This window comes from Streptomyces liliifuscus (genome assembly GCF_016598615.1).
GTDB classification, from domain to species: domain Bacteria; phylum Actinomycetota; class Actinomycetes; order Streptomycetales; family Streptomycetaceae; genus Streptomyces; species Streptomyces liliifuscus.
Window position 1 is genome coordinate 3,938,077 of sequence record NZ_CP066831.1, and the last position, 23,621, is coordinate 3,961,697.

22 protein-coding genes are annotated in these 23,621 nt (G+C 70.5%); 6 read left to right on the forward strand and 16 right to left on the reverse strand.

The window, feature by feature from the left end:
* Window positions 1-21: 21 nt before the first annotated feature.
* Entirely contained in the window at window positions 22-579 is a 558-nt protein-coding gene (locus JEQ17_RS16615; RefSeq protein WP_200395974.1) for a PPA1309 family protein, read from the forward strand.
* Window positions 580-609: 30 nt separating this feature from the next.
* Here JEQ17_RS16615 and JEQ17_RS16620 read toward each other — a convergent pair whose 3' ends face one another.
* From JEQ17_RS16620 to JEQ17_RS16635, 4 genes are all read right to left on the reverse strand, one after another.
* Entirely contained in the window at window positions 610-1,704 is a 1,095-nt protein-coding gene (locus JEQ17_RS16620) for a YlbL family protein (RefSeq protein WP_200395975.1), read from the reverse strand.
* Window positions 1,705-1,772: 68 nt separating this feature from the next.
* Window positions 1,773-1,964 (reverse strand): hypothetical protein, encoded by a 192-nt coding sequence (locus JEQ17_RS16625; RefSeq protein WP_200395976.1) that lies wholly within the window; start codon window positions 1,962-1,964, stop codon window positions 1,773-1,775.
* 146 nt (window positions 1,965-2,110) lie between these two features.
* Window positions 2,111-2,572 (reverse strand): molybdenum cofactor biosynthesis protein MoaE, encoded by a 462-nt coding sequence (locus JEQ17_RS16630; RefSeq protein ID WP_200395977.1) that lies wholly within the window; start codon window positions 2,570-2,572, stop codon window positions 2,111-2,113.
* Between the two features lie 244 nt (window positions 2,573-2,816).
* A complete protein-coding gene (locus JEQ17_RS16635) occupies window positions 2,817-3,929 on the reverse strand; it encodes an SDR family oxidoreductase (protein WP_055610516.1) in 1,113 nt (370 codons plus the stop codon).
* A gap of 190 nt (window positions 3,930-4,119) precedes the next feature.
* Between JEQ17_RS16635 and JEQ17_RS16640 the strand changes: the two genes are divergently transcribed.
* Window positions 4,120-5,559: a zinc-dependent metalloprotease gene (locus JEQ17_RS16640; protein WP_200395978.1), complete on the forward strand. Its 1,440-nt coding sequence runs from the start codon at window positions 4,120-4,122 to the stop codon at window positions 5,557-5,559.
* A complete protein-coding gene (locus JEQ17_RS16645) occupies window positions 5,556-6,077 on the forward strand; it encodes an NUDIX hydrolase (RefSeq protein ID WP_200395979.1) in 522 nt (173 codons plus the stop codon). The genes JEQ17_RS16640 and JEQ17_RS16645 overlap by 4 nt, the downstream gene beginning before the upstream one ends.
* 171 nt (window positions 6,078-6,248) lie before the next feature.
* Here the strand turns inward: JEQ17_RS16645 and JEQ17_RS16650 are convergent, their stop codons facing one another.
* The 4 genes from JEQ17_RS16650 to JEQ17_RS16665 all read right to left on the reverse strand — a co-directional run bounded on the left by JEQ17_RS16650 (window position 6,249) and on the right by JEQ17_RS16665 (window position 10,179).
* Entirely contained in the window at window positions 6,249-7,004 is a 756-nt protein-coding gene (locus JEQ17_RS16650) for an AIM24 family protein (RefSeq protein WP_200395980.1), read from the reverse strand.
* Window positions 7,005-7,021: 17 nt separating this feature from the next.
* The gene (locus JEQ17_RS16655) at window positions 7,022-7,702 is read right to left on the reverse strand and encodes an AIM24 family protein (protein ID WP_055610520.1); all 681 of its coding nucleotides are present in this window, start codon (window positions 7,700-7,702) and stop codon (window positions 7,022-7,024) included.
* A gap of 13 nt (window positions 7,703-7,715) precedes the next feature.
* Window positions 7,716-9,428: a TerD family protein gene (locus tag JEQ17_RS16660; RefSeq protein WP_200395981.1), complete on the reverse strand. Its 1,713-nt coding sequence runs from the start codon at window positions 9,426-9,428 to the stop codon at window positions 7,716-7,718.
* 154 nt (window positions 9,429-9,582) lie between these two features.
* Window positions 9,583-10,179, reverse strand: a complete 597-nt coding sequence (locus JEQ17_RS16665; RefSeq protein WP_190229728.1) for a M48 metallopeptidase family protein — start codon at window positions 10,177-10,179, stop codon at window positions 9,583-9,585.
* A gap of 210 nt (window positions 10,180-10,389) precedes the next feature.
* Between JEQ17_RS16665 and JEQ17_RS16670 the strand changes: the two genes are divergently transcribed.
* On the forward strand, window positions 10,390-11,583 hold the full coding sequence (locus JEQ17_RS16670) for a ThiF family adenylyltransferase (RefSeq protein ID WP_200401526.1): 1,194 nt from the start codon (window positions 10,390-10,392) through the stop codon (window positions 11,581-11,583).
* Window positions 11,576-12,988, forward strand: coding sequence for an ABC1 kinase family protein (locus JEQ17_RS16675; RefSeq protein WP_200395982.1), 1,413 nt, complete (start codon window positions 11,576-11,578; stop codon window positions 12,986-12,988). Before JEQ17_RS16670 ends, JEQ17_RS16675 begins: the two co-directional genes overlap by 8 nt.
* A 75-nt stretch (window positions 12,989-13,063) precedes the next feature.
* Here the strand turns inward: JEQ17_RS16675 and JEQ17_RS16680 are convergent, their stop codons facing one another.
* From JEQ17_RS16680 to JEQ17_RS16700, 5 genes are all read right to left on the reverse strand, one after another.
* Window positions 13,064-13,279, reverse strand: a complete 216-nt coding sequence (locus tag JEQ17_RS16680; protein WP_200395983.1) for a hypothetical protein — start codon at window positions 13,277-13,279, stop codon at window positions 13,064-13,066.
* 117 nt (window positions 13,280-13,396) lie between these two features.
* The gene (locus JEQ17_RS16685) at window positions 13,397-13,720 is read right to left on the reverse strand and encodes a hypothetical protein (protein WP_200395984.1); all 324 of its coding nucleotides are present in this window, start codon (window positions 13,718-13,720) and stop codon (window positions 13,397-13,399) included.
* Complete coding sequence (locus JEQ17_RS16690) at window positions 13,717-14,085, reverse strand: WhiB family transcriptional regulator (protein ID WP_143636489.1); 369 nt, start codon at window positions 14,083-14,085, stop codon at window positions 13,717-13,719. Before JEQ17_RS16690 ends, JEQ17_RS16685 begins: the two co-directional genes overlap by 4 nt.
* 175 nt (window positions 14,086-14,260) lie before the next feature.
* Window positions 14,261-14,584, reverse strand: coding sequence for a hypothetical protein (locus JEQ17_RS16695; RefSeq protein WP_200395985.1), 324 nt, complete (start codon window positions 14,582-14,584; stop codon window positions 14,261-14,263).
* A 162-nt stretch (window positions 14,585-14,746) separates the two neighbouring features.
* Entirely contained in the window at window positions 14,747-17,056 is a 2,310-nt protein-coding gene (locus JEQ17_RS16700) for an ATP-dependent DNA helicase UvrD2 (RefSeq protein WP_407700152.1), read from the reverse strand.
* A gap of 135 nt (window positions 17,057-17,191) precedes the next feature.
* On the opposite strand from JEQ17_RS16700, the gene JEQ17_RS16705 reads away from it, so the two are divergent.
* A complete protein-coding gene (locus tag JEQ17_RS16705; protein ID WP_055610529.1) occupies window positions 17,192-17,434 on the forward strand; it encodes a mycoredoxin in 243 nt (80 codons plus the stop codon).
* A 12-nt stretch (window positions 17,435-17,446) separates the two neighbouring features.
* On the opposite strand, the gene nudC is transcribed toward JEQ17_RS16705, so the two are convergent.
* The 3 genes from nudC to JEQ17_RS16720 all read right to left on the reverse strand — a co-directional run bounded on the left by nudC (window position 17,447) and on the right by JEQ17_RS16720 (window position 23,451).
* Window positions 17,447-18,394: an NAD(+) diphosphatase gene (gene nudC, locus JEQ17_RS16710; protein WP_234048227.1), complete on the reverse strand. Its 948-nt coding sequence runs from the start codon at window positions 18,392-18,394 to the stop codon at window positions 17,447-17,449.
* 85 nt (window positions 18,395-18,479) lie between these two features.
* Window positions 18,480-19,883: a dipeptidase gene (locus JEQ17_RS16715; protein ID WP_200395987.1), complete on the reverse strand. Its 1,404-nt coding sequence runs from the start codon at window positions 19,881-19,883 to the stop codon at window positions 18,480-18,482.
* A 10-nt stretch (window positions 19,884-19,893) separates the two neighbouring features.
* Window positions 19,894-23,451: an ATP-dependent DNA helicase gene (locus tag JEQ17_RS16720; protein ID WP_200395988.1), complete on the reverse strand. Its 3,558-nt coding sequence runs from the start codon at window positions 23,449-23,451 to the stop codon at window positions 19,894-19,896.
* Window positions 23,452-23,621 lie beyond the last annotated feature (170 nt).

Sequence of the window (23,621 nt, forward strand, 5' to 3'; positions counted from 1 at the left end):
GAACGAGGCAGGATTGTGACCATGTCCAACACCTCCTCCTCAGGCACACCCATGGCGGCCGGGCCCCTCACCCGTGCCGTCCTCGAGATCGACGAGTACGTATCGGGGCTCGGCTGGGACCAGCCCGCCCGTCTCTTCGCCCTGGTCGACACCGGCCGGCTGCGCTCCCAGGAACCGGGGCTCGCCGAGCGCCTCGGCCTGACCGAAGACGCCCCAGAGGGCACCCTTACCCCGATTGAGCAGGACGAACTCCCCGCGGGCAGCCCGCTGGACGAGTTCCTCGGCACCATCGCCTGGCCGGACACGGTGGTCGGCTGCGCCCTGTCCGTGGAGCGGCTGATGCTCCCGCCGTCCGCGGAGGCGTCCGTCCCCGACGGCCTCGACGAGAAGCGGCTGGCGAAGTGGGTCGCCGAGCACCCGGAGCGCCAGGAGGTCCGGATGACCGTCGCGGTGCTGCGCGGCGGGAAGCGCGAATCGGCGCTGCGGCTGCGCGAGAAGGACGCGGCGACGGACGTGCTCACCGGATCCGACCTCGTACCGGGCCTGGCCGAGGCCCTGACGGCGACGTTCGCGGAGTAGCACGGCGCGGGCCGACCCGCCGCGAGTGCCCTAGTTCCTGGTGCACTTCGGCAGGTCGGCCGTCTTGCCGCCGCGGATGTCCTTGAGGGCGCTCATCGCGTCGTCGATGGTGCCGACCTTGACGAGTGTGAGCCCCTCGGGGACGTCACGGGCGGCGGCCGCGCAGTTGTCCTTGGGCGTCAGGAAGTACTGGGCGCCCTTGTCGCGGGCGCCGACCGTCTTCATCTCGATGCCGCCGATCGGGCCGACCTCGCCGTCGTCGGTGATGGTGCCGGTGCCGGCGACGAACTTGCCGCCGGTGAGGTTGCCCGGCGTCAGCTTGTCGACGATGCCGAGGGCGAACATCAGACCGGCGCTGGGGCCGCCGACGTCGGCGAGCTTGATGTCGATGGTGAACGGCAGCGTGTGGTCGGTCCCGGCCGAGATACCGACGATCGCCCGCTGCTCGCCGGTGTCCTCGGACTTGGCGGTGGTGATCGTGATCTCCTCGGTCCTGGTCGCCGTCCGGTTCTCCTTCTCGGCGGCGGCCTGTTCCTTGGCGGGCACGATCGTGAAGACGACCTTCTCACCGGGCTTGTGCTTGGTGACCAGCTTCGCGACGTCGTCGGGTGCCTTCACCGTCGTACCGTCGACGGCCTTGATGACGTCACCGGCGTGCAGCCTGCCCTCGGCGGGGGTGTCCTTGACGACGGTGGAGACGATCACCCAGGACTTCACCGGGATGTCCAGTTCCTTGAGGGCCGCGACCTTGGCGCTCTCCTGGGACTGGCTGAACTCCTCGGCGTTCTCCTGTGTCGACTGCTCCTCCGTCTTGCCGTTCGGATAGAGCGTGTCGTGCGGAACGACCTTGTTGTCGTGGGCCAGCCACCCGTACACGGCCTCGACGAGGTTCATCTTGTAGTCGGCACTGGTGACCCGGACGGTGGTCATGTTCAGATGCCCGGTCGTCGCATAGGTCTTGCGGCCTGAGATCTGGAGCACCGGCTCGCCGTCGTGCTCCCCGAGTGTGTTCACCGTCGGACCCGGTGACATCTCCGAATACGGCACATTGATGAAGACTCCCGCGCACAGGAGCGCGATCAGCATCAGGGTGGAGGCGAGCATCGTCGCGGTGCGGCGTGGCATGGAACGACAGTACGGGACCGGTCTGTCAGCGCACCGTCAGGGCCGTCCGTCCGGGGAATCCGGGCCGGTCAGGCGTCCGTGTGCAATTGCGCCGACTTCTCCGGGTTCTCCGACTTCTCCATGGCCTCGCGGAAGCGTGTGTAGCCCGCGAGCTCGGTGCCGTCCCCGAGGGTCTTTCGGTTCCGTCCGGCCCAACTGCCCCACAGTCCGGCGCCGATCGCGGCCAAAAGCGGAATCAGCAACCAGGCGAGCGCCGCCATGCCGACCTCCCAACCCCATGAGCGACCGCAACTGACTGATCAGCAGATTAACCATCCGCATGTTCAACGCTCACGGCAGGGGTCGGGTTACGCAACCGGAACGGCGGACAGGAGTGCCCACTGGGACTGACGTGACCCCTGGGACCTCAACAGGCCCCGACCCACTCCTCCGTACCGTCGGAGAATGTCTGGTGCTTCCAGATCGGGACCTCGTGCTTGAGATCGTCGATCAGTTTGCGGCAGGCCTCGAACGCCTCGCCCCGATGCGGACACGAAACGGCGACGACCACCGCGAGATCACCCACCCGAAGATCACCGATCCGGTGCACCGCGGCGAGCGCCCGCACCGGATACTCGGCGACGACCTTCTCGGCGACCCGCCGCATCTCGGCCTCGGCGCTCGGATGACAGGAGTACCCGAGCGCGTCGACATCGGCTCCCCCGTCATGATTCCGCACGGTCCCCACGAACAGCGCGGTCCCTCCGGAGGCATCGTCCCCGACAGCCCGGAAAACCTCGTCCAAGGAGAGCGCGGTCTCCCGAATCGCCAGCAGCTTGATGGGCTCCTGAGCGGCCAGCTCACCGGGATGATCATTCATCGATGCCATACCCCCATCGTGCCCCACCCCGCCAACCCCACGGAATACGGTTTTCCCCCCGCACACACGCGTGCACGATTGGAGCCTCCTACAACCAGCCCGTCCGGCGTTTGAGGACGAGGCCGTTCAGGCCGATGCGGGGGCCTGGGGGCGCAGCCCCCGGAAAGGGTCGGGGATGGGAAGGGGCGGCGGGGGCGAAAACCCCCACGCCACAGCCCCACCGCCTCAGATCCGCCGCCTCAGATCCGCCGCCTCAGATCCGCCGCCGAGCCTTCCGAGCCCGCCGCACCAACGCAGCCGTACCCAACAGAGCAACAGTCGCCCCCGCGGCCCCCGCGGCCGTGGCATCCTTCCGCCCAAGCCGCCGCCCGGCCAACGTGTGCCGCCCGGCAACCTCCTCGAGCAGCTCCGCAAGAACCTCCTCATTGGTCCACTGCGGCCGCCACCCGGCATCATGCAGCCGGCTCCCGCTCACCACCCACGGATACATCGTGTAGGCGAGATCCCCCGCCGGAGACGGCGTGAGCCCGATCCGATGGAGCCGGGCCGCGGCCCCCAGCGCGACGGCCGACGGCAACTCCATCCGCCGGATCCCGCTGAGCTCCTCGACCTCCTCCTGCTCCAGCCACCCCTCGCACCCGACGGCCAGCTCCCCCTCGACCTTCTCCAGAACGGCGTACTCCAGAGCCCCGCACAGGTCCTCGACATGGCAGAACTGCCAGACGGGACGCGACCCGGCGACGACGAGCAGCCGGGGCGACTCGAAATACCGCGTGAGAGCGGTGTCGGTCCCTCCGACCAGCACGGCAGGCCGTACGACGGTGACGTTGAGCCCGGGATGCGCACGGGGCGCCCGCCGCGCGAGCCGCTCGACCTCCAGGAGGTCCCCCACCCCCGTGGCCTCCGCGGTCGCCCGCAGTTCGGCGTCTTCGGAGAGGGGCAGTTCGTTGTCGGGCAGCGCTCCGTAGACCATCGCCGAGGTGCACAGCACGACACGGTGGACCCCGGCCGCGGCGGCGGCCGTCAGCACGGTCTGTGTCCCCCGCACGTTGTAGGCCGTTCGTGCGGCCGGGTCCGTCTCCAGGTCGAGATCGAGCGCCAGGTGCACCACGACGTCCGCGCCGCGCAGCTTCTCGGCGATCGCCGGATCCCGGACATCCAGGATGTGCCACTGCGCCGCCGCGCACTCGCCGCGCCGCTCGTCGATGGCGATGACCTGCTTGATCTCGTCGCTGGCGGCCAGCCGCTCGGTGAGCATCGCGCCGATTCCGGCGGCGGCTCCGGTGATCGCGACGACCGGGCCGCGTAGAGCCGGATTGGTTGAAGGGTTTCGCGCTGCGCGAACCTGTGGATCTGGGGAACTCACCGGGCGTCTCCAGCGGTTGTCTTCAGTAAGAACGCGCGTGACGCGTACGTACCAGGTGGCATCCATCCTGCCGCAGCCGCTGTGTCGGCGAAGCACCGAGGCCCGAACCGGTTGTGGTGTCTACGCTGGGTGGTGATGTAGGGCAGCCGCCGTCGGAGCGAACCGGCGGCCTTAACAGCCGAGGAATCCCGTGAGTGACACCCCATTCGGATTCGGCCTTCCGCCGGAGGAGCCGGACGACGGCGACGAGGGCAAGAAGAAGGACCAGCAGAGCGGTGGTGGTCAGGGACCTGCCAACCCGTTCGGTTTCGGGCCCGGAGGACCGGGTGGCGACAACCCGCTCGCAGCCATGTTCGGTTCGCTGAACCCCAACGACCTGGGCGCCGCGTTCCAGCAGCTCGGCCAGATGCTCTCGTACGAGGGCGGGCCGGTGAACTGGGACATGGCCAAGCAGATCGCCCGCCAGACGGTGTCCCAGGGCACTCCCGACGGCACCAAGGACGCGAGCATCGGCCCCGCCGAGCGCACCCAGGTCGACGAGGCGGTGCGCCTGGCCGACCTGTGGCTGGACGACGCGACATCACTGCCGTCCGGCGCCGGCTCCGCGGTGGCCTGGAGCCGCGCGGAGTGGGTCGAGGCGACCCTGCCGGTGTGGAAGGAGCTCGTCGACCCGGTCGCCGAGCGGGTCGGCGCGGCCATGGGCGACGTACTGCCCGAGGAGATGCAGGCCATGGCGGGCCCGCTCCTCGGGATGATGCGCTCCATGGGCGGCGCCATGTTCGGCACGCAGATCGGGCAGGCCGTCGGCGTGCTCGCGGGCGAGGTCGTCGGCTCGACCGACATCGGCCTGCCGCTCGGCCCGGTCGGCAAGGCCGCGCTGCTGCCGCTGAACATCGAGTCGTTCGGCAAGGACCTGAGCGTCCCCCAGGAGGAGGTGCGGCTGTACCTCGCCCTGCGCGAGGCCGCCCACCAGCGGCTCTTCGCCCACGTGCCATGGCTGCGCTCGCATCTGTTCGGCGCGGTCGAGGGATACGCGCGCGGGATCAAGGTCGACACGGCGAAGCTGGAGGACGTGGTCGGCCAGTTCGACCCGCAGAACCCGGAGGAGCTGCAGCAGGCACTCCAGCAGGGCATGTTCCAGCCGGAGGACACGCCCGAGCAGAAGGCCGCCCTGGCGCGCCTGGAGACGGCGCTCGCGCTCGTCGAGGGCTGGGTGGACGCGGTGGTCCACTCGGCCGCGAAGCCGCGTCTGTCGTCCGCCGACGCGCTGCGGGAGACGCTGCGCCGCCGTCGTGCGACGGGCGGCCCCGCCGAGCAGACCTTCGCCACGCTGATCGGCCTGGAGCTGCGCCCGCGCCGCCTGCGGGACGCCTCGCGCCTGTGGGCCTCGCTCACGGACGCCCGCGGCGTCGACGGCCGCGACGGCCTGTGGGCGCACCCGGACATGCTGCCGACCGCCTCGGACCTGGACGACCCGGACGGTTTCGTGCACCGCGAGCAGCTGGACTTCTCCGAGCTCGACAAGATGCTCGGCGAGGCCGCGAGCGGCCCGTCCGAGAAGCCGAACCTCACGAAGGACGAGCCCAAGGACGACGAAAAGGGCGAGGAAAAGGGCGACGACGACAAGTGAGTCTGTACGACGACGCCGTCCTGGTCCTGAAGGGCATCGAGGGCCAGGAGGAGCTGCGGCAGGCCTATCTCGACCATCTGGAGGCGCATCCGGACGGCATGTGGAAGGCCTGCACGGCCGGACACGTCACGGCGAGCGCCCTGGTGATCGATCCCGGGCACGGCAGGGTGCTGCTGACTCTCCACAAAAAACTGCGGATGTGGCTCCAAATGGGTGGTCACTGCGAGCCCGGCGACGCCACGCTGGAGGCCGCCGCCCTGCGTGAGGCCACGGAGGAGTCGGGCATCGCGGGCCTGACCCTGCTCCCGGGGGGACCCGTCCGCCTGGACCGGCATCCCATCCCGCCCCCCTGCCACTGCCACTTCGACGTGCAGTACGCGGTGGTGGCCGAGCCCGGCGCCGTCCAGGAGATCAGCGACGAGTCCCTGGACCTGCGCTGGTTCCCGTACGACGAGGTGGCGAAGGTGGCCGACGACTCGGTCGTCCGTCTCCTGGCGGCGACACGGGCAAGGCTCTGAAGAGGCACGCGTAAGGGGCGGCCGCAGTGGCGACCGCCCCTTACACACACGCTGACAAGGGCGCTCCGTCAGGGGCGCGGGGAACTGCGCGCCCGGCCACGGCCGGCCCGCAGCCAACCACCGGCCCCGGACCTTTCGCGTGGCACTCCGAGGAGTGCCGAGCGAAAGGTCCTAACTCCAGGCGTTGCCCTGGTTCTGCCCCCGGGCCCCCTGCTGCCCCATCCCGTACTGGGCGGCAACACCCGATCCGATCGCCGCGTTCTGCGGCGGCAGCATCTCGCTGGGCTGCACGAGCGCGTACCCCTGGCCCATGAAGCTGAGCTCCCAGCCCTCACCGGTGTTGCCCCGGCGCCGGAACACCCCGGAGGAGTGGGTCTGGGCCTGCATCTGTACGCGCAGACTGGTGGACCAGGCGACGATCGCGTCGGCGTCGCAGTTGACGTACCGGTCCGGCGTGACCTGCAGCATCAGCGGCATGCCCGACGTCATCAGGGCGACCTTGCCGCGCCCGGTGATGTTGAGCTGGTACTTGCCGGAGCCGGAGATCCCGTACTGGCTGTCCACGGCGATCACCTCGTGGTGCAGCGAGGAGTCCATCGCGAGGACGTAGCTGCTGTCCACGGTGAGGCCGTCCTGGTCCACGTCCACCACATGGATGTGCTGGGCGAGGTTGGCCAGGTAGACGGTGCCCTGCCCGTGGCAGCGCATCAGGTCGAGGCCCTCTCCGGTGTGGGCGCGCGAACGCTGCTGACCGGAGTTCTGGTACTCGGCGTCGAACTCCACAAGACCCTGGTACGCGACCATGGTGCCCTTGCGGGCCAGCATGTCGTCGTGGCCCTCCAGGACGACGCGCAGCATCTGCTTGTTCTGCAGGCTGTAGCGCTCCTGGGACTGCTGGTCGTTGTAGGCGAAAAGCGGGCTCTGCATGGTGTGTGTGCTCCCCCTCAGCCCCGTACCCGGAGGCGGTCGGTGCTGTCCTCGCTGGGCTGGACGACGACGATGCCCTGTCCGGAGAAGGCCATCTGGAAGGCCTCGCCGCTGCCCCGCCCGATCAGCGACTGCGCCTTGAAGCTGCGCTTGCCCTTCACCTTGAGGTTCGGGGACCAGGCGACGAGCGCGTCCGGGTCGACGTACGTCTCGTCCTCGCCGCCGCCGCAGTCGACGACGATGGGCTTGCCCCGGGAGGTCAGGGCGACCCAGCCCTGCCCGGAGATCTTGGTGTTCCACAGGCCCTGTCCGGCGAACTTCGCCAGCCCCTTGACGCGCTCGACACCCCAGGTGAGGTGCGCGTCGAAGGCGAGCAGGTTGGTGGCGTTGACGGAGATCGCGTCGCCGTTGAGGTTGATGACGACGACGTTCGCCCCGTAGTCGGAGAGGTACAGCAGACCGTCTCCGGAGCACTTCATCAGGGGTGCGCCCTCGCCGGTCATCCAGTCCTTGGCGATCTGGCGTACGGCAGGCGGATTCGGCTCGTACTGGACGAAGCCTTCGTAGGCGACCATCGACCCCACGCGCGCGAGGAGGTCGTTTCCGGTCTGCATGGCGACCTTGAGCATGTGGTTGCCGTGGTTCTCCATGCGTGCGGCAACGGGTGCCGGGGCGAAGCCCGCGAGCTGCTGGTTCATAGGACGGGCTCCCTCAGACCTCGTACGGCTGGACGACGATGAAATTGCCGGGCGCGCCACGGAACTGGAGGTTCACGCTCTCCCCGGTGTCGCCCGGGTAGGCGTTGCGACGCATCCTTACCTGGCTGGAGACGATCACCTGGGAGGCGGCGGACCAGGCGACGACGGCGTTGCAGTCGGCGAACGTCGTCGGCGTCACGGGCAGCACGACGGGCACGCCACGCGTCTTGACGACGATCGTGCCGGTCCCCTGGAACTGCATCGTGAACAGCGCTCCGCCGGGGATGCCGTGTCCTTCGACGCGGCGCACCTCGTACTGGAGTGTCTCGTCGAAGGCGAGGACGTTCTCCGCGGAGACACAGACGGCGTCGCCCTGCAGTTCGATCGGGTGCAGCATCGCGGAGTTGTCCGCGAGGAACACCTGGCCGCGGCCCGAACAGCGCATCAGCTGCATCTCCTGGCCGGTCGCGTTGCCCACGATCCGCCCGGAGAATCCGGCGCCCTTGTAGCTGAAGTCGACCTTGCCCTGGTAGAGCACCATGCTGCCCTGGCGGGCCAGTACGGCCTGGTCGCCGCCCATGCCGAGGTCGACACGGACCATCTTCTTGTTCTGCTGGGTCCAGCGCTGCCCGGTGGGCGTCTCCTTGTACGCCTGCAGCGCCGCGGTGACACCGGCGCCTCCCTGGGGAGCGCCCTGAGGCACTCCGTAGGCGGCGGGCGCACCCGGCACACCCGGTGCGCCGGGCTGACCGGGCACCTGGCCGAACGGCGGCTGCTGACCGTAGCCGGGAGGCGGGGTCGGCTGGCCGTAGCCCGGGGGCGGAGCGGGTGCCTGGGGCGCCTGAGGTGCCTGGGGCTGTCCGTAGCCGGGCGGCAGGGGTGCGGTCTGGCCGGGGGCCTGACCGTACTGAGGCTGCTGGCCCGGCTGCCCGTAGGGCGCGGGGGCGGGAGCCGGAGGCGGTACCGGGGCGCCGCCGGGCGGGGTCAGGGGCGCGATGATGGTCGGCGCCGCGTGCACCGAAGGCACGGGGGCCGGCGGTGGCGTGGCTCCCTGGGGCGGTGCGAAACCCTGTGCGGCAGGCTGCGGAGCCGGCACGGCGGGGCCTGCCGGCGCGCCGAACGCGGGCGGTGCGGCTGCCTGGGCGGGCGGCGCGAACGAGGGCGCGGCGGCCTGGGGTGCCGGGGCCGCGGGCTCCTCCTCGGCGACCTCGCCGCCGAAGTTCTTCAGCAGCGCGTCGAGCCCGCCGTCGAAGCCCTGTCCGACCGCGGCGAACCGCCAGACGTCCTTGAGGTAGAAGTCGCCCAGCATCACGGCGCGTTCGGTGGAGAACTCGCCACCGTTGAAGGAGTAGCGGGCCACCTCCTCGCCGCCCGCGACGATGCGGAGGTACCCGGGGGCGACCTGCGACATCTGTCCGGTGCCGTCGATCGTCGCCGTGAAGGACAGCTTCTGGATCTGCGCCGGGATCCTGTCGAGCGTGACGCGGAAGGACTCCGTGTCGCCCGCCTGCGCACCGAGAAGCTGGATGGACTCTTCGGGGGTCTTCGGCTGGTTGAAGAAGACGAAGAACCGGTCGTCCGAAAGCTGTTCGTCGGCGTCGAGACCGAAGCAGCTGATGTCGAAGCTCAGTCCGGGGCCGGTGATCTGCACACCCACGTACAGATCGGTGCCCGCGGTGAGGTCACTGATCTTGGCCTTGTGGCCGCGTTGGAATTCCCTGGCCATGCGTAACGACCGTCCCCCATCCCGAATACGAGTGCGTCGCGTCAGGCTAACGGCAAAATCCAGCCGTGGACGAAGCCGGTACACACCCGGTACAGAATCCCTGCTTCGAGCGGTCCGGCCAGGGTTTCGGCGCCGGACGGGCGTCAGGCCGACGTCACTCGCCGCGGGTGGCGGGCAGGTGGGGCAGCCGGTCGGCGGCGACCACTCCTTCGAGGTAGCCGCGGGCCCGCTCGGTCCGCGGATAGGCCTCAAGAAGCCGCCAGAAGTCGGGGCCGTGGCCGGGCACGAGCAGATGCGCGAGTTCATGGACGAGGACGTAGTCGACGACGTATTCGGGCATGCCCTGCAGCCGGTGCGAAAGACGGATACTGCCCTCGGCGGGGGTGCACGAGCCCCAGCGGGTGTTCTGATTGGTGACCCAGCGGACCGAAGTGGGCCGGGCCCGGCCGTCGAAGTACAGATCGGAGAGCCGCGCGGCCCGCTCGGACAACTCCGTGTCGCCGAGCACCCGCTTGTTCTCCTGGGCGGCCAGCTTGTCGAGCATGACGCTCACCCAGCGCTGCTCCTCCGCCTCGGACATCCGGGCGGGGATGAGCACGACGGTGCGATCGCCTTCACGGTACGCAGAGACCGTTCTGCGCCGTCGCGCGCTCCTGCGGACCTCGATCGCGCTCGCCCCCGAGCCGCTTGGCGGCTGGCTCGTCGTGCTGCGCTGTGGGTTTCCGGCGCGGTGCAGTGGGTCGGCGGGCACAGCCCGACGTTACCCGTTGCACACGGGGGAAGTCCCGCCTCCGGGACGCATCGATGCCGAACCGCACCCCACGCGCTCGATTTGTACGACGAATATCCACTGCCTGTGGACAACTTTCGGCACGTGCCGGGCAATGCGGGCATGCTGACATTCGACCGGCGGAGCGGGACGAACACCCGCCGGCGCAACGGGGACGTACGGGGGTCGGTCATGCATCCGATGGTGAAACCCGCGCTGCGGCGCGGCTGGCGGGATCTCAACACCGTGCAGTTCGGGATGGCACCCGCACACGCGATGGTGCTCGGCCCGATGGACACGGCGACGGGCAGTCTTCTGACTTTGTTCGACGGCACACGCGGACTGCCTCTGTTACGCGACGAGGGACGCCGCATGGGTCTGCCCGACGGCCATGTCGACGGTCTCGTGGAGCGACTGGCCCAGGCGGGACTGCTGGACGACGCGACGGGCGGCGGCCCGGCCGCCGATGCTTTGCGCAAGAAACCGGCGGTCCTGGACCGGCTGCGACCCGACGTCGCATCGCTCTCCCTGGTCGCTCCCGAACCGGGCGACGCCATGCGCCGGCTGGCGGCCCGCCGCTCACTGCGCGTACAGGTGCGGGGCGCGGGCCGGGTCGGAGTGGTACTCGCCGCGGCACTGGCGGGAGCGGGCGTGGGCCAGGTCGACGTGCACGACGGCGGCTGCGTCGAGCCGTGGGACGTGGCTCCGGGCGGGCTGCCCGTCGAATCCATCGGCGAGCGCAGGGACGAGGCCGCACGCCGTGCGGTGCGCCGTGCGGCACCGAACCGCCCGCCGCGTCGCGGCAGCGCACGCCAGGCTCCCGAAGCCGAGGATCCGGGCCTCTCCCTCGTGATCATCACGCCCCGGGACGGTCTCGCCGTCCACGCCCCCGACCCATCGGCCGCCGAGCCCCTGATCGACTCCGGAACACCGCATCTGTACGCCGGGGTGGTGGAGGGCACGGGAGTCGTCGGCCCCCTCGTCCTGCCGGGCGACACGGCCTGCGCGGGCTGCCTGGATCTGGGACGCACCGACCGGGATCCGACCTGGCCACGGCTACTGGCACAGTGGCGTTCCGCTCAGTCCCGTCACGTACCGGCGTGTGATCTGGCGCTGTCCACCGCGGTCGCCGGCCTGGCCGCGGGGCATGCGCTCGCTTTTCTGGACGGGGAGCTGCCGTCGAGTGCGGGGGCCCGCTGGGAGGTATCGGTGCCCGGTTTCGACTGGCACTCGACGCCGGTGTGGGACCATCCCGCATGCCGCTGCGGGGCCGCGGAGAAAGCTAAGGGGGAGCAGACCTCGGACGACGAAGGGCCGCACGAGACAATGGCCGGGCAACAGCCGCACGCGGCACGGCTGTCCGGTACTTGGAGGGCGCATGTCTGATCTTCCCCGGAAGGCGGTCACCCGAACCGCCAAGCTCGCCGCGCTACCGCTCGGCTTCGCCGGGCGGGCGACCTGGGGACTCGGCAAACGAATCGGCGGCAAGTCGGCCGAGCTCGTGGGTCGCGAGCTGCAACAGCGCACGGCGGAGCAGCTTTTCAAGGTGCTCGGTGAGCTCAAGGGCGGAGCCATGAAGTTCGGACAGGCCATGTCCGTCTTCGAGTCGGCGCTGCCCGAGGAGGTCGCGGGCCCCTACCGCGCGGCGCTGACGAAACTCCAGGAAGCGGCCCCGCCGATGCCGACCCGCACGGTGCACTCCGTGCTGGCGGAGCGGCTCGGCGAGGACTGGCACGACCTGTTCCTGGAGTTCGAGGACAAGCCCGCCGCGGCGGCCTCGATCGGCCAGGTGCACCGGGCGGTGTGGCACGACGGCCGGGAGGTCGCGGTCAAGGTGCAGTACCCCGGGGCGGGCGAGGCCCTGCTGTCCGATCTGAACCAGCTGAGCCGTTTTGCCCGCCTGCTGGGGCCGTTGATTCCCGGCATGGACATCAAGCCGCTCATCGCTGAGCTGCGCGACCGGGTGTCCGAGGAGCTCGACTACGCCCTGGAGGCACAGGCGCAGCGGGCGCACGCGGAGGAGTTCGCCGACGACCCGGATGTACTGGTGCCGGCGGTGGTCCACCAGTGCGAGCAGGTCCTGGTGACGGAGTGGATCGACGGGATCCCCCTGTCCGAGGTGATCACCGACGGTACGCAGGAACAGCGCGACCGGGCAGGCCAGCTCCTGGCCCGCTTCCTCTTCTCCGGCCCGTCCCGCACCGGCCTGCTGCACGCGGACCCGCACCCGGGCAACTTCCGTCTCCTGCCGGACGACGCAGAGGACGCCCAGGACCCTGAGGACCCCGAAGGCTCCGGCGGCAAGGGCGGCTGGCGGCTCGGCGTCCTGGACTTCGGCACGGTGGACCGCCTGCCGGGCGGCCTGCCCCCGACGATCGGCGACTCGCTCCGCATGACCCTCGACGGCGACGCCGAGGCGGTCTACGACCTGCTCCGCGAGGAGGGCTTCGTCAAGGAGTCCATAGAACTCGACCCGGACGCCGTACTGGACTACCTGCTCCCCATTATCGAGCCGGCCCAGGCCGACGAGTTCACCTTCACCCGCGGCTGGATGCGCAGCCAGGCGGCCCGCATCGCCGACCCCCGCTCCCCCGCACACCAACTCGGCAAACAGCTCAACCTGCCCCCGGCGTACCTCCTCATACACCGGGTGACCTTGAGCACCATCGGCGTGCTCTGCCAACTGGGAGCGACGGTACGACTGCGGGACGAACTGGAGGAGTGGCTGCCGGGGTTCGTACTGGAGGACGACGAGACACTGACGGAGGGCGACTCAGTGGCTGAGGCGTGAGCTTGGGCTGCCGTTCTTTGAGCGGGAGGGGTGGAGGCGGGGGGAGGGGGGAGGGGCCCAAGAGGACTCCGGAGCTCACCACCAAGCCGAGTCCAGTCGGCCCTCGATCGCTCTGAGGTTGGCCCGGGCGCAGTTGTCGCAGATGTAGTGGCGGGCGCCGTTCTCCACGGAGAAGGTCCAGGTCAGTGGCGGGTCCTCTGATGTCGCGCCGCAGCGGGCGCACGCGATGGGCCGGGGCTCCGCGGTGGAGCCGTCGCTGTCACTGTCACTGTCCCCGGGAAGACTCGTCACGTGGTGACGATAACTCCGGGATCCGCGGTTGGAGAGGCACAACGCACCGCGGGGGCCGGTCCGTTCGGACCGGCCCCCGCATCAGCTGTTGCTTCTGTTGCCGTTGCGAAAACGGTTCTACTGCATGACCGCCATGGCCAGTGCGCGGCGGGCGCGGCGTGAGGCGCGCTCGGCACGGCGCTGCATGCGGCGCGCGGTCACCAGGCGCATCGCCCGGCGTTCCTGCTCCGCCTCATGCAGCCGGTCGTGCATATGCGCACGAGCCAGGGCTTCTGGGATGAGTTGCATCTCTCGGGTCCTGTTCTGGCGCGTGTCGTTCGCGCCGGTGGAGGTGAAGTCTGGGATCGCGGAGCCGGCGGGCTCGCTGGTGGACGGCTTCATCGGGACCTGCTTCTTGGGGTCGTGCGTCAGGGGGCGATCGATCGTTCCTAGGGTGTTCATGCCGCAACCGGGTTCTTGCGCGGGCGGCCACGCGGCCGCTTCCGGGCGACAACGACGCCCTGGACGAAGAGCTCGCCGCCCCAGACGCCCCAGGGCTCACGCCGCTCCTTGGCGCCGGCGAGGCAGGCCTCGATCAGCGGGCAGGTGCGGCAGAGGGACTTGGCGTACTCGACGTCGGCCGGCGACTCCGCGAAGAAGACCTCCGGGTCGTACGAGCGGCAGGGGACAGGTACGCCGAGGTTCTCGATGGCGTCGTCGAGCGCGGTGAGCGCAGTGAGCGGGGTCAAGGTGGAGTCCTCCGTGAGGCCGGGCGGGGAGATCGTTTCGGAAGGCGGTACGGACGGGGCGTGCGCTTCGAGTTGCACGATTGGTTCTTCCTCGTCTGGTCGTGCCGGCCGGTTGGCCGGTTGGCGGCTGGTACCGGGTTCTTTTCTTGTCCCGAGGCCCCTTCGCTCTGTCGTCCCTGGTCGGGGACAAACAGAAGGGCCGCGGATCCCGGGTGGGGTTCCGCGGCCCTGAAGGCGCCGGCCTGATCGTCGATCAGGCTGGATCACTCCAGGGTTCAGGCCCACGGAAGGCCCACATCGTGTGGTGCGTCTGCTTGGCGGCTCCGGCACCGGTGGCTGCGAAGGCATAGGCCTGCGCCTGTGCCTCTACTGCTTCCAGTGCCTTCATCGGTCGCTCATTGCGCTCACGGACAGGGAGGCCCGAGAGAGACACGGAGGACGCCGGCCGGACGGCGGGAATGCCGGACAGACCGGTGCCCAGGTTCGAGAAGCCGAGCAGGCACGTGGAGACGACCGAGCGATCGGTCAATTTGACGGAGCTGACGGAGCTGACGGAGCTGCTGGTGGTGCTGATCACTGGAATCGCCTCCTCTCGGCGTCTCTGGGACCGGGCGAGCCGGTCCGACGGTTATTAAGTACAGCACGGAACCAGGGCCTTCGAGAAGGCCGCCGTTTCCGTGCTTTAGAACCTATGGGGATTGCTGGGGCATGCGCAAACTATTTTTTCGACGAGTTTGAATCAGTCCTCGTCTGCGTCGTCCTCAAGTTCCTGACCTGCGCAGATGGCGAGTACGTCGGCCCCGTAGCGGTTGAGCTTGCGGGCGCGGACCCCTGGGATGCGGGACAGCTCGACCGGAGTGGACGGCACCGCTTCCGCGATGGCCATCAGGGTCTTGTCCGTGAAGACGCAGAAGTCCGGCTGCCCGCTGCGCTGCGCCTGGACGGCCCGCCAGTCGCGCAACCGCTCGTAGAGGCCCTCGTCCATGTCGGAGGGGCAGTCCTCGCAGCGCATCAGTTTCATCTCGCCGGCGTCGTTGAGGGTGCGGCCGCAGACCCGGCAGCGGGCGGGGGTGCGGTTCGCCCGTCGTGTGACGCCGGGGGCGCTGCCGGGAGCGCCGCGCTCGATGCCGCCCGAGCCGAGGGGGCCTGCGGTGCCGCCGCGGTTCGCCGTGGTGACGGAGCCGGGTCGCAGTCCGTCGAGGAAGCGGCTGGGCCGCCGGTTGGGGCGGCCGCCGGGTGAGCGGGACAGGGCCCAGGAGACGGAGAGGTGTTCTCTGGCGCGGGTGACGCCGACGTAGAGGAGGCGGCGCTCCTCCTCGATCTGTTCGTCGGTTTTCGCGTAGGTGATCGGCATCATGCCTTCGGCGACGCCGACCAGGAACACGACGTCCCACTCCAGGCCCTTGGCGGAGTGGAGGGAGGCGAGGGTGACGCCCTGGACGGTGGGGGCGTGCTGGGCGCCGGCGCGTTCGTCGAGTTCGGCCACGAGGTCGCCGAGGGTGGCGTCGGGTTTGGCGGCGGCGAAGTCCTGGGCCAGGTGGGCGAGGGCGGCGAGGGACTCCCAGCGCTCTCTGACGGCGCCGGAGCCCGCGGGGGGCTGGTGGGTCCAGCCGTCTCCTGACAGGACGGCTCGCACCTGCGAGGGCAGGTCGGGGGCGTCGTCGAGGAGTGAGTCGTTGCCTCCGAAGCGGGCTGCTCCGCGCAGGGCGTGGATGGCTCTCTTCACCTCGGGCCGGTCGAAGAAGCGCTCGGCTCCGCGCAGTTGGTAGGGCACCGCGACGTCGGCGAGGGCCTGTTCGTAGATCTCGGACTGTGAGTTCGTACGGAAGAGGATCGCGATCTCGCTCGCGGGGATGCCGGAGGCGATGAGGTCGCGGATGCGGCGGGCGGCGCCTTCTGCCTCGGCGGGTTCGTCGGTGTATTCGGTGTAGCCGGGTTCGGGGCCCGCGGTGCGCTGGGAGATCAGCTCCAGGCGGTGGTCGGCGGCGCGGCCGCGGGCCTGGGCGAGCAGGCCGTTGGCGAGGTGGACGACCTGGGGGGTGGAGCGGTAGTCGCGGACGAGTTTGACGACCGTGGCTCCGGGGTGGCGGGTGCGGAAGTCGAGGAGGTGGTCGGGGGTGGCGCCGGTGAAGGAGTAGATGGTCTGGCTGGCGTCGCCGACGACGCAGAGGCTGTCGCGCTCGCCGAGCCACAGTTCGAGGAGGCGCTGCTGGAGGGGGCTGACGTCCTGGTACTCGTCGACCACGAAGTGCTGGTACTGGGCGCGGACCGCTTCGGCGATGTCGTGCTGGTCCTGGAGGATGGCGACGGTCAGCAGCAGGACGTCTTCGAAGTCGATGACGCTGCGATCGCGTTTGAGGTCCTCGTACGCGGCGTAGAGCTGGGCGATCTCGGCGCGGTCTCGGGGGGCTTCGCGGCCGGCCTTGGCCGCGGCGGCGGCGTAGTCGGAGGGGACGGTCTGGGTGACCTTGGACCATTCGATCTCGGTGGTGACGTCCCGCAGCTCGCCGCGGTCGAGGCGGACGCGGCAGGCCGCCGCGGCGTCGGCGACGAGTTGGATCTTGCGGTCGACGATCCGGGGCAGGCTGCCTCCGACTGCTTTCGGCCAGAAGTACTGGAGCTGGCGCAGGGCGGCGGAGTGGAAGGTGCGGGCCTGGACTCCGGAGGCGCCGAGCTGGCGGAGGCGGCCGCGCATCTCTCCGGCGGCGCGGTTGGTGAAGGTGACGGCGAGCACGCTGGAGGGCTGGAGGATCCCGGCGCGTACTCCGTAGGCGATGCGGTGGGTGATGGCGCGGGTCTTGCCCGTACCGGCTCCGGCCAGCACGCATACCGGGCCGTGCAGGGCGGTGGCGACCTCGCGCTGCTCGGGGTCGAGCCCTTCCAGTACCGCGTCGGCCGTGTCAGGGGCCTGCGGGAAGAGGGTGGAATGCGTTGCTGCTGTCACCCCGCCATGCTGCCAGGTCGGCGGAGACGGGTGCGCCGGTTGTCCACAGGGAGGCGCTCGCAGTCGTACTAATGCGGCAGGTGCCCGGCCCGACGGCGACGGCACCGCCCCTTTCACCGGGGCTGCCCTCCGCCGTGTGCACCGGCTCTCTCCCTTGCCGCGTATGGGAATGGTGGCCAGGTCGCGTACGTTCCATCACTGCGAAGACGTACTCCCCTGCAGCGAAGGAGCATGAGAGACATGCTGGGCACTGTGACGATGTACAGCACCACGTGGTGTGGCTACTGCCGCCGGTTGAAGGGCCAGATGGACCGCGAGGGCATCACGTACAACGAGATCAACATCGAGCAGGACCCAGCGTCCGCGGCCTTCGTGGAGAAGGCGAACGGCGGAAACCAGACGGTTCCCACCGTTCTCTTCCCGGACGGTTCGACGCTGACGAACCCTTCGCTGGCGCAGGTCAAGCAGAAGATCGGCGCGTAGTCGGTACGTGCTTCAGGCGGCCGCCCCGCGTGTCGGCAGGGGCTTGCCGTACCAGAGCTCGATCAGGCGGGCCGCAATCGAGATGCCGTAGGGAGGCAGGACCTCCCCGGACTCGAAGGCGGCCCGCAGGTCTTCGCGGGAGAACCAGCGGGCTTCCTGGATCTCCTCGCCGTCGACGTTGATCTCCGCCGAGGTGGCGCGGGCCATGAAGCCCAGCATGAGGCTGGAGGGGAAGGGCCAGGGCTGGCTGGCGATGTACTCGACCTCGCCGACGGTGATGCCGGCCTCTTCGAAGACCTCGCGGCGGACCGACTGCTCGATGGACTCGCCGGGCTCGACGAATCCGGCGAGGGTGGAGAACCGGCCTTCGGGCCAGTGGACCTGGCGGCCGAGGAGGATGCGGTCGTCGTGGTCGGTGACGGCCATGATCACGGCGGGGTCGGTGCGCGGGTAGTGCTCGGCGCCGCAGGCGGGGCAACGGCGGATGTGGCCGGCCGCCGCGATCACGGTGCGTTCGCCGCAGCGGGAGCAGAAGCGGTGCAGGCGCTGCCAGTTCTCCAGGGCGACCGCGTGCACCATGAGGCCGGCGTCGCGCTGTGAGAGGAGCAGGCCGGCTTCGCGCAGGCCGGCCGCGCGCGCGGACTGGTCGATGCGGCCCGGAAGGGCGTCCTTCTGGAGTGCGAAGTAGCTGACGCCGTCGTCGTCGGTGCCCAGGAAGTAGCGGTGTGCTTCGGTGAGGGGCGCTTCGAAGGACGGGGTCATGACGAGTTCGGTGGTGCCGTCCGCCGTCTCGTCGATGAGGACCTGGCCGCCGGAGACCACGAAGGCGCGGGTGGTGGGGTGGCTCCACGCCGCGGCGAGCCAGGCCTCGTCGAGCCGGTGGTGGGCGGCCCGGTCGATGCCGCTCGGGGCGGTGAGCGAGATGGGACGGTCGGCGGTGTGGTCGGTCCAGGTGGTCACGGGTGCTTCCAACTCCCCCGGTGGAACGGTTGTTTCGGCGGGTGGTTCAGCGGCTGTACGGCAGGGCGTCTGCGACGGGGCGTCTTCAGTGTGCATCGCGCCAGTTCTCGGCCAGGTCGCCCCACAGGTAGGCGGTGGTTTCGACGCCTTTGAGGAGGAGGTCGAGTTCGACCTTCTCGTTGGGTGCGTGCCAGCCGTCGGAGGGGACCGAGATGCCGAGGAACAGCACGGGTGCGGCGAGGACGTCCTGGAGGTCCGCGGCGGGCCCTGATCCTCCCTCGCGGGTGAAGCGGATCTCCTGCTCGAAGGCGCGCCCCATGGCGCGTGCGACGGACTGCAGTGCCGGGTGGTCGAGGGGTGTGAGGCACGGGCGGGTGGCGGCGGCGAAGGTGATCTCGTGGCGGATTCCGGCGGGCAGCCGCTCGGCGGTCCAGGCGCGGACGATCTTCTCGATGTGGTCGGGGTCCTGTCCGGCGACGAGCCGGAAGGAGAGCTTCACCATGGCCGAGGAGGGGATGATCGTCTTGCTGCCGGGGCCTTGGTAGCCGCCTCCGATGCCGTTGACCTCTGCGGTCGGCCGGGCCCAGATCCGCTCCAGGGTGGTCCGTCCGGCCTCTCCGTGGGTGGCCGTCGACTTGGCGGTGCGCAGCCACTGCGCCTCGTCGAAGGGCAGTTCGGCGAAGAGTTCGCGCTCGCGGTCGGTGAGTTCGGTGATGCCTTCGTAGAAGCCGGGGACGGCCACGCGCGCGTGCTCGTCGTGCAGGTCCGCGACGAGGCGTGCCGCGGCGGTGGCCGGATTGGGTACGGCGCCGCCGAAGGCGCCGGAGTGGATGTCCTGGTCGGGCCCGTGGAGCTCGATCTCGCACTCGGCGAGACCGCGCATGCCGGTGCACACGGTGGGAGTGTCCTCGGACCACATGCTGGTGTCGGAGACGATCACGGCGTCGGCGGTGAGGCGGTCCTGCCGCTCTTCGACGAGTGCGCGGAAGTGCGGGGAGCCGGACTCCTCCTCGCCCTCGATGAGCAGCTTCAGGTGGACGGCGGGGGCGGTGCGGCCGGTGGCGGCGAGGTGGGCGCGGACGCCGAGTGTGTGGAAGAACACCTGGCCCTTGTCGTCGGCGGCCCCGCGCGCGCGGAGGCGGTTTCCGCGGACGACGGGCTCGAAGGGGTCGGTGTCCCAGCCGTCCTCGCGGGCCGCGGGCTGTACGTCGTGGTGTCCGTAGACGAGGACCGTGGGTGCCTGCGGGTCGTCGGAGGGCCATTCGGCGAAGACGGCGGGGGCGCCGGGCGTGGCCCAGACCTCGCAGGTCGGGAAGCCTGTCTCCTGGAGTTTGGCGGCGAGCCAGTCGGCGCTGCGCCGTACGTCCGCGGCGTGTTCGGGCTGGGCCGACACGGACGGGATGCGCAGCCACTCGGCGAGGTCGTCGAGGAAGGCTGCGCGGTGCTGCTCGATGTACGCGCGGACGGCGCTGTCCGGAGTCTTGCTCATGGTCACGAGCCTAGCCGTCCACGCGCGCGTGCTGGTCCGGCGGTTCCTCGGGGACCCCATCGGGTGGTTCTTCGAGGAGGAGCCGCTCCAGTGCGGCCCGGTCGGGCAGGCTCTCGGGGCGTACGACCTCGCCGCTGCGCACGTACAGGAAGGCGGCCTGTACGGAATCCAGGGGTACGCCGTGCTGCTCGGCCCAGGCGAGCCGGTAGAGGGCGAGCTGGAGTGGGTCGGCGTTGCGGGCGCGGTTGGTCTTCCAGTCGACGATCTCGTACGTCGTCCTGTCGCCGTCGTCTTCTTTGTAGACGGCGTCGATGCGGCCCCGTACGACGCGTCCGGCGATCGCGAGCTGGAAGGGTGCCTCGACGCGGTAGGGGGTGCGGTGGGCGTACGGGGTGCGTTCGAAGGCGTCCTTGAGGGCTTCCAGGTCGCGTTCGTCGGCGATCTCGGCCTCGCTGCCGGGCAGTTCCTCCGGTTCCAGCATCGGCAGGCGCAGCTCTTCGAAGCGGGCCTCGACCCAGGCGTGGAAGCGGGTGCCGCGGCGGGCGGCCGGCTGGGGCGGGCGCGGCATGGGGCGCGCGAGTTCCTGTGCGAAGGCGTCCGGGTCGGCGGCCAGGCGCAGCAGCTGGGAGGCGGTCAGGGAGGCCGGCAGGATGACGTCCGTGACGCTTTCGCGGGCGCGCAGGAGCTCTCCGGCGAGGGCGTCCAGGTCGCGGTCCCAGGAGGCGACGGTGCGGGCTTCCTCCGGGGTGAGGTGCCTCGTCTCGGAGGCGGGGCGGGGCGTCTCCGGAGGGTGTGGGCGCGCGTCCGGGGAGCGGGCGAGGTGTGCGTCCGGGGACGGGGTGGGGTGCGGAACCCTGGGACGGTTCGTGGTCCACGAGTCCCAGTCCCCCCGGGCTGACTCGTCTGTGAAATCGGTCTCTTCGTGGATGTCCTCCCCGAAGGGGGGCTCGTCGTGGAGCGGTTCGTCGTAGGGCAGTTCGTCGTCCTCGGGTGGAGGCGGCCAGTCCGGGTCGTCGCACGACTCCGGGGCGTCGTGGGACGAGGGGTGGGCCGTCTCGTGGGAGTGGCCGGATTCCAGGTGGGCCAGGACCGTCTGTGCGGCCGCGCGTCGGCGGGCCATGGCCGCGTCGTCGAGCGGGAGCGGCCAGGCGTGGTCGCCGCCCGCCTCGTGCAGCGCGGGGTTCTCCTCGGTCTCCTCGGGTTCGTCCGCCCAGGCCTCGATCTCGCCGTGCCCGGCCTCGCAGTGCTCGTACAGGGACTGCAGGAAGTCGGAGGGGCCGCGGGGCTTCTTCTGGGAGGGGCCCCACCAGTGGCCCGAGCCGAGCAGCAGGGAGCGGGGGCGGGTGAACGTGACGTAGCCGAGGCGGAGTTCCTCGGTGTGCTGGTGTTCCTTCATGGCCTCGTGGAAGGCCTTCATGCTGCGGGAGTCCCAGGCGCCGATGTCCGGCAGGGTGTCGGCGTCGCCGCGGAGTTCGTGCGGCAGGACCTTGCCCTGTGCGGTCCATTTCTCGCGGCCCTGGCTGCTGGGGAAGGTGCCGGTGACGAGGCCGGGGACCGCGACGACGTCCCATTCCAGGCCCTTGGACTTGTGCGCGGTGAGCACCTTGACGGTGTTCTCGCCGCCCGGCAGGGCGTTGTCGAGGCCCTTCTCGTACTGGGCGGCGGTGCGCAGGAAGCCGAGGAAGGCGAGGAGGGTGGCCTCGCCGTCGTTGGCGGCGAAGGAGGCTGCGATGTCGAGGAAGTTGGAGAGGGTCTCGCGTCGGCGGGCCGCCAGGGCGTGCGGGGACGCGGAGAGCTCCACCTCCAGGCCGGTGGTGGCGAGGACCCGGTGCAGGACGTCCATGAGCGGGTCGGAGAGCGAGCGGCGCAGGTCGCGCAGTTCGGTGGCGAGCCGTGCGAACCGTACGCGGGCGTCGGCGGAGAAGGGCAGGCCGTCGTCGTCCCCGTGGCCTCCGAGGGGTGTCTCCAGGAACGTGTCGAGGGCGTCCGCGAGCGAGATGATCTCGGCAGGGTCGATGCCCTCGACGGCGGCGGCGAGCCGCCGGTCGGGGTCGTCGTCGGCCCCCACGCGCGCGTGCGACACGAGAAGGCGGGCCCTGCGTCCCAGGAGGGCGAGGTCGCGGGCGCCGATGCGCCAGCGCGGGCCGGTGAGCAGGCGGACCAGCGAGGCGTTGGCGCCCGGGTCCTGGAGGACCTCGCAGACGGCGACCAGGTCGGCGACCTCGGGGAGGTGCAGCAGCCCGGAGAGGCCGACGACCTCCACGGGGATGTCGCGGGCGACAAGGGCGCCCTGGATCTCGGCGAAGTCGGTCGCCGTGCGGCACAGGACGGCGATCTCACCGGGCGCCTTTCCGGTGCGTACGAGATGGGCGATGGAGTCGGCGAGCCAGTCCATCTCCTCGGCGTGGGTGCGCAGCAGGGCGCAGCGCACCATGCCGTCCCGCTCGGCCCCCGGGGCCGGGCGGAGGGCCTCCACGCCCGCGTGGAGGGCGCGCAGGGGCTCGGCGAGGCCGTTGGCGAGGTCGAGGAGGCGGCCGCCGCTGCGGCGGTTCTCGCTGAGCGACTGGCGGGTCGCTGGGCGGCCGTCGGCGTGGGCGAAGTGCTCGGGGAAGTCGTCGAGGTTGGCGACGGAGGCGCCGCGCCATCCGTAGATCGCCTGGCAGGGGTCACCGACGGCGGTCACCGGGTGGCCCGTGCCGCTGCCGAACAGGCCCGCCAGGAGGATGCGCTGGGCCACGGAGGTGTCCTGGTACTCGTCGAGCAGGACCACGCGGAACTCGTCGCGCAGGATGCCGCCGACCTCGGGGCGGGTGCTGGCGAGGGTCGCGGAGAGGGCGATCTGGTCGCCGAAGTCGAGGAGGTCGCGCTCGCGCTTGGCGGCCCTGTAGCGGCCCACCAGCTCGGCCAGTTCACGCCGGGCGGCGGCCGTCTCGGGGACCTTGCGCAGGTCGGCGTTGGTGAGCTTGACGCTCTCCAGGTCCCGCAGCAGTACGGCGTCGTAGGCCCGCAGGTCCCGGGGGTGTACGAGGTGTTCGGCGAGCTCGCCGTCGAGCGTGAGGAGGTCGCTGACCAGGTCGGGGAAGGAGCGGGTGAGCGCGGGGTAGGGCCCCGGTGCCTCGCGCAGGACGCGTGCGGCGAGCTGGTAGCGGGTCGCGTCGGCGAGGAGGCGCGCGGTGGGTTCGAGCCCGATGCGCAGTCCGTGGTCGGTCAGCAGGCGGCCCGCGAAGGCGTGGTAGGTGGAGATGACCGGCTCGCCGGGCGGGTTGTCCGGGTCGATCACGTCCGGGTCGGTGACGCCCGCCTTGATGAGGGCTTTCCGTACGCGCTCGGCGAGTTCGCCCGCCGCCTTGTTGGTGAAGGTCAGGCCGAGGACCTGTTCGGGCGCGACCTGTCCGGTGCCGACCAGCCACACCACGCGCGCGGCCATCACCGTGGTCTTGCCGGATCCGGCGCCGGCCACGATCACCTGCGGGGCGGGCGGTGCGGTGATGCAGGCCGTCTGCTCCGGGGTGAACGGGATGCCGAGGAGCTCCTTGAGCTGCTCGGGGTCAGAGATACGGGCTGGCACGTCAGAGAGGCTAGCCGCGCCCACTGACAGCCGGTGCCGAATCGGTGTCCGGGCCGGAGGATGCGCTGGTCAGCACGCGTGGTGCGGTACGTCACTTCACGTACGGCGGGAGCCCTGCGAACAGCGGAGCCTCTGCTACGGCGGATGTCCGCACCCGCCCTTCGGAGGCC